This window comes from Methylobacterium sp. (assembly GCF_028290105.1).
In the GTDB taxonomy this organism is placed as follows: domain Bacteria; phylum Pseudomonadota; class Alphaproteobacteria; order Rhizobiales; family Beijerinckiaceae; genus Methylobacterium.
The window spans coordinates 1-5,793 of the sequence record NZ_JAQGKL010000269.1 but is presented as its reverse complement, the minus strand read 5'-3'; the positions used below and the strand labels follow the sequence as shown (position 1 = coordinate 5,793).

General features: G+C 68.3%; 7 protein-coding genes. All 7 read left to right on the top strand.

All coding sequences use genetic code 11. From position 1 onward, the window contains the following. Positions 1–360 precede the first annotated feature (360 nt). The gene (locus JWQ05_RS18750; protein ID WP_299661758.1) at positions 361–1,014 is read left to right on the top strand and encodes a DNA-binding protein; all 654 of its coding nucleotides are present in this window, start codon (positions 361–363) and stop codon (positions 1,012–1,014) included. A gap of 90 nt (positions 1,015–1,104) precedes the next feature. Continuing rightward, positions 1,105–1,581, top strand: coding sequence for a hypothetical protein (locus JWQ05_RS18745; RefSeq protein ID WP_299661755.1), 477 nt, complete (start codon positions 1,105–1,107; stop codon positions 1,579–1,581). Positions 1,582–1,715: 134 nt separating this feature from the next. Further along, the gene (locus tag JWQ05_RS18740) at positions 1,716–2,129 is read left to right on the top strand and encodes an EF-hand domain-containing protein (protein ID WP_299661752.1); all 414 of its coding nucleotides are present in this window, start codon (positions 1,716–1,718) and stop codon (positions 2,127–2,129) included. Positions 2,130–2,332: 203 nt separating this feature from the next. After that, the gene (locus JWQ05_RS18735; RefSeq protein WP_299661749.1) at positions 2,333–3,250 is read left to right on the top strand and encodes a branched-chain amino acid ABC transporter permease LivH; all 918 of its coding nucleotides are present in this window, start codon (positions 2,333–2,335) and stop codon (positions 3,248–3,250) included. 74 nt (positions 3,251–3,324) lie between these two features. Beyond that, positions 3,325–4,623 carry a high-affinity branched-chain amino acid ABC transporter permease LivM gene (gene livM / locus JWQ05_RS18730; protein ID WP_299661762.1) on the top strand — a complete coding sequence of 433 codons (1,299 nt, stop codon included), beginning with the start codon at positions 3,325–3,327 and terminating at the stop codon, positions 4,621–4,623. A 56-nt stretch (positions 4,624–4,679) separates the two neighbouring features. Further along, entirely contained in the window at positions 4,680–5,564 is an 885-nt protein-coding gene (locus JWQ05_RS18725; protein ID WP_299661760.1) for an ABC transporter ATP-binding protein, read from the top strand. After that, positions 5,561–5,793 (top strand): ATP-binding cassette domain-containing protein (locus tag JWQ05_RS18720; RefSeq protein ID WP_299661746.1); only part of this gene is annotated, 233 nt, incomplete at its 3' end. The genes JWQ05_RS18725 and JWQ05_RS18720, both read left to right, overlap by 4 nt.

Here is a 5,793-nt window from a genome sequence, read left to right as displayed (position 1 = left end):
TCCTCGCCGTTCTCCGCATGGTCGAGGGCGAAGTTCTCGGCCCGCAGCGCCTTGGCGATCTCGGCGGCCAGGGCCGCGTCGTCCTCGACGAGCAGGAGCTTCACGGGAGCGGCTTCATCATGGGTGGGTCCCAGGCATGTTCGGAGTCGGGCGCTTTACGGAGGTAAGAGCGTCTCAGGGAAAGAGCATCTCAGGGGAAGAGCTTGCCAGGGAAAGAGCGGGTGCGACCTACGCCGCGTCCTTTAACGGAGGCTGAACCGCGCGGTTCAGATCCGATTGGAGGCCTCGGCCTAGAACGGCGTCAACCCGGACGGGCAAACGCCGGACCGGGACACGCCGAACCGAAAGCACGCTCTCCTCATGACCGACGCGAACACAACCAACGACAGCGCATCCCGGAACCTCAGCGCCAAACCGCGCCGCTCGCGCCGGGCCCTCGTCGCCGGCGCCATCGCCGCGCCGCTCGCCTTCGGCGCGGTCGGACTGTCGCTGGCTCAGAACGACGCCGCCACTCCGACGCCGGTGGAGCCCACCGCGATCTCCGCGCTCAAGGCCTCGGGCGCCATCGCGGCCAGGGGCGAGGTCGCCGAAATCTACGGCAACAAGTTCGTGATCCAGGACGGCACCGGCCGCACGCTGGTGGAGACCGGGCGCCAGGGGGAAGGTGTCACCCTCGTCAAGCCGGGCGAGGCCGTCACCGTGCAGGGCCGGTTCGAGAAGGGCTTCCTCCACGCCAAGCTGATCACCCGCGCCGACGGCACCAAGGTCCTGCTCGGACCCGCCGGCGGTCCGCCCGCCGGCAGCCTCGACTGGGCCAAGGACAAGGTCGGACTCGCCCCGGCGCCCGACGTGCCGGGCCTGACCGCCAAGGTGGAGGCCGCCGGCTACACCGACATCCGCGTCCTGGGCCTGGGGCCGCGCCACCTGGACGTCGCCGCGCGGGGCGGTGATGGCCGCGAGCGCCAGCTCCATGTCGGCTTCGACGGCCAGGTCCGCGAGAAGAAGGTCTTCTAGGACACGCAGGCCCGACGCGCCGAGCGCGTGGCGCTCCATCTGGAGCGCCACGCCCCCCGAACCACCCACAAGTATGAATGAGAGACATCGATGTCCGAGCAGCAGAGCACGCAGGGAACGATCTGGGCCGTCTTCGGCCACCGCCTGGCGATCGAGGGGCCCGATGGGCGCGTCCTCATCGACCTCGGTCCGGAGGGCGCCAAGGCGCTGACCCTCGAGATGGCGCGGCCACTCAAGGAAGGCGATTCGATCGCGGTGAGCGGCGAGCGTAAGCCCTCCGAGATCAAGGTGACGTCGATCACGCTCCCCGATGGGACGTGCCACACAATTGCGTGGAAGAAGCCACCCCACTTGGGCGGCCCGGGCCACGCGCCGGCCGATCCCGCCCACGCCCTGGCGGCGCTGGAACGGGCGGGGTACCGCGTGGACGGGGAGGCGAAACGCCGGCCCAAGCACTTCGAGATCCTGGCGACGAAGGACGGGCAGGCCGTCGAGGCGCATGTCGATCTGGACGGTACGATCCGCAAGGCGAAGCCCGTGGCGACGGATCGCCTGCGGGCGTCCTGACTGGCGTGGCTGGTGCAGGCTCAAAGCGTGACCACTGACGGGTGACGCGATACTGCATTGCAATATAAATCTTCCACCCTGGCGGGCGGTCGTGATAGATCCGCAATCGTTACGATCTGAACGGAGCTATCCGCATGTCCAACCTGTCCCGTCTCGCCGCCATCCTGGGCGCCGCCGCCCTCGCACTGCCCCTCGCGATCCCGGCCTCCGCCAAGGGTCCGGGCACCTCGAAGGTGATCTCTGCGGTCGATACCGACAACGACGGCACCATCGACCTCAAGGAAGCGCAGGCGGTGGCCGGTGCCCTGTTCGACAAGCTGGAATCCGACAAGGACGGCACCGTCGACGCCAAGGAGCTCCAGGGCCGCGTCAGCAAGAAGGCTCTGAAGATGGCCGATCCGGATTCGGACGGCACGCTGGACAAGACCGAGTACCTCGCCCTGGTCGAGGCCCGCTTCAAGGCCGCCGATCCGGACGGCGACGGCACCCTCGATGCCAAGGAACTCAAGACCCCCGCCGGCAAGGCCCTGGTCTCGCTGCTGAAGTAAGGACCTTCCGGTGCCGTCGGCACCGGCCATCCGATAGGGTCGCGACGGCCCGGCGCTCCAGCGCCGGGCCGTTTCGCGTTTCAGGCGCGGGCGACGCACAAGCCCGGCGTCACGGCAAGGATTGACCGGAGGCCGCGGTTCGGAACATTCCAGGCTGGCACGCCATTCGCGAACGGCCGTGCCGGGGAAGTGAAGGCCGGTTCATGGAATTTTTCGCCCAGCAGTTCATCAACGGTCTGACGTTGGGCTCGATCTACGGCCTGATCGCGCTGGGCTACACCATGGTGTTCGGCATCATCGGCATGGTGAACTTCGCCCATGGCGACGTCTTCATGCTCTCGTCCTTCGTCGCGCTGATCGCCTTCCTCATCCTCACGACCTGGCTCGGGCTCACCTCGGTGGCCCTGGTGTTCCTCATCGTGCTCATCGTGGCGATGATCGTGACGGCGCTCTGGGGCTGGGCGATCGAACGGGTGGCCTATCGCCCCCTGCGGGGCTCGTTTCGCCTGGCTCCGCTGATCTCGGCGATCGGCGTCTCGATCTTCCTGTCGAACTTCGTCCAGGTGGTGCAGGGCGCCCGCAACAAGCCGGTGCCGCCCCTCGTGCGGGACGTGATCGTGCTCTATCAGAACGAACAGTACACCGTGACCCTGTCCTACAAGCAGGCGATCATCATGACGACGACGGCGCTTCTCCTCGCCGGCTTCTGGTACCTCGTGCAGCGCACCTCCTTCGGCCGGGCCCAACGCGCCTGCGAGCAGGACCGGCGCATGGCGGCACTGCTGGGCATTAACGTCGACCGGACGATCTCGCTGACCTTCGTGCTCGGTGCCGCGCTCGCCGCCGTCGCCGGTACCCTCTATCTCCTCTATTACGGCGTGGTCTCGTTCTCCGACGGGTTCGTGCCCGGCGTGAAGGCCTTCACGGCGGCCGTCCTCGGCGGCATCGGCTCGCTCCCCGGCGCAGTGCTCGGCGGCCTCATCATCGGACTGATCGAGACCTTCTGGTCGGCCTATTTCTCGATCGAGTACAAGGACGTCGCCGCGTTCCTGATCCTCATCGTGGTGCTCATCTTCAAACCATCCGGCATCCTCGGACGCCCCGAAGTCGAGAAGGTCTGACCATGGCGACGGGATCGACGATTGGCGCGGTGGCCCCCACCGTGGGCCGGCGCTCCGGCGCGGCATTCGCCGAAATGCTCAAGGATTCGGCACTCTTCGCGTTGGTGACCCTGGGGCTCGGCATCCCGGTGGTCGCCTACCGCACGGATCTCGGGCAGGGCACGGGGCTCGAACTCACCGGGCGCTGGGGTCTCGTCGCGGCCCTGTGCCTCGCGATGTTCGTGCTGCGGCTCGGCCAGAGGCTGCTGCTGGGCGAAGTCGGCCGCCGGCGCGAGGCCCATCGCCTCGCCACCCTCGACGCGGTTCCGGTGGTCGCCCGGGCGGGCCGCGTCCTCGGGCCGCTGACCCTCGCCGTGGCGCTGACCCTGCCGCTCCTCGCCACCTTCGGGGCCGGCGGCCTGTCGGAGGGACGCTACTGGATCGACCTCGGCATCCTCATCCTGACCTACGTCATGCTCGGCTGGGGCCTGAACATCGTGGTCGGCCTCGCGGGGCTCCTCGACCTCGGCTACGTCGCCTTCTACGCGGTGGGGGCCTATTCCTACGCGCTGCTCTCCACCGTGTTCGGGCTCTCGTTCTGGATCTGCCTGCCGCTCGCCGGCCTGTTCGCCGCCGCCTTCGGCGTGCTGCTGGGCTTTCCCGTGCTGCGCCTGCGCGGCGACTACCTCGCCATCGTGACGCTGGCCTTCGGCGAGATCATCCGCCTCGTCCTGATCAACTGGGTGGATTTCTCGGGGGGGGCCGCCGGCATCTCCTCGATTCCCCGCGCGAGCTTCTTCGGGATCCCGTTCACGGCCGGGGAGGGCGGGTTCGCCGGCACCTTCGGGCTGACCTTCAGCCCGATGCACCGGATCATCTTCCTCTATTACCTGATCCTCGCGCTGGCGCTGATCACCAACCTCGTGACGCTGCGCATGCGCCGCCTGCCGTTGGGCCGGGCCTGGGAGGCCCTGCGCGAGGACGAGATCGCCTGCCGGTCGCTCGGCATCGACACCACCATGACGAAGCTCACCGCCTTCGCGCTGGGCGCCATGTTCGCGGGCTTCGCGGGCTCGTTCTTCGCCGTGCGGCAGGGCTTCGTTTCCCCTGAGAGCTTCAACTTCCTGGAGAGCGCGATCATCCTGGCCATCGTGGTGCTGGGCGGGATGGGCAGCCAGATCGGCGTCGCGGTCGCCGCCATCGTCATGGTCGGCGCGCCGGAACTGCTGCGCAACCTCACCTTCCTCAAGGCGGTGTTCGGCGAGGGCTTCGACCCGAACGAGTACCGGCTGCTCCTGTTCGGCCTCGCCATGGTCTGCATGATGGTCTGGCGCCCGCGCGGGCTCATCTCGGAGCGCACCCCCTCCGTCCGCCTGGGGAACCGCGCCGCATGACGCTCGCCACCGGAACCACCCGCCTCGCCGTCGTTCAGGACGAACCGTCGCCCGCGATGTCCGGCGGCCCCGCCGACCCGATCCTCGTGGTCGATCACCTGACCATGCGCTTCGGCGGCCTCACCGCCGTCGGCGACCTCTCGTTCAAGGTCGGGCGTGGCGACATCACGGCCTTGATCGGTCCCAACGGCGCCGGCAAGACCACGGTCTTCAACTGCATCACCGGCTTCTACAAGCCGACGGAGGGCATGATCCGCCTACGCCAGCAGGGCGGCGAGACCTACCTGCTGGAGCGCCTGCCTGGCCACGACGTCAACCGCCTCGCCGGGGTCGCCCGCACCTTCCAGAACATCCGCCTGTTTCCACAGATGACCGTTCTGGAGAACCTGCTGGTCGCCATGCACAAGCCGCTGATGCGGGCTTCGGGCTTCAGCCTCGCGGGCATCCTCGGCCTGCCCGGATATCGCCGCGCGCAGGCCGAGGCGATCGCGAAGGCCGCCGCCTGGATCGAGCGCATCGGCCTCACCCACCGCGCCGACGAGCCGGCGGGCGACCTGCCGTACGGCGACCAGCGCCGCCTCGAGATCGCGCGCGCCATGTGCACCGATCCGGTTCTGCTCTGCCTCGACGAGCCGGCCGCCGGCCTCAACCCGCGCGAATCGGCCGATCTCAACACGCTCCTGCGCATGATCCGCGACGAGTACGGCACCTCGGTCCTGCTCATCGAGCACGACATGTCGGTGGTGATGCAGATCTCCGACCGGATCGTCGTGCTCGATTACGGCATCAAGATCGCCGACGGCACGCCCGACGAGATCCGCAACGACACCCGGGTGATCGCGGCCTATCTCGGCGTCGACGACGACGAGGTCGCCGCCGTCGAGGCGGAAGTGGGGCTCGCAGGAACTTCGGCAGGAACTTCGGCAGGAACCTCCGCATGAGCGTCGCCGGCATCAACGTCCTGGTGGACGAGACGCGCGCCCGGATGGCCGACGCCCGTCCGCAGGGCGCGAAGGCGCCACTTCTCAGCGTGCGCGGCGTCTCGGCCTATTACGGAAGCATCCGCGCCCTGAAGAACGTCGACATCGACGTGCACGAAGGCGAGATCGTCGCGCTGATCGGAGCCAACGGCGCCGGCAAGTCGACCCTGATGATGACGATCTTCGGCCA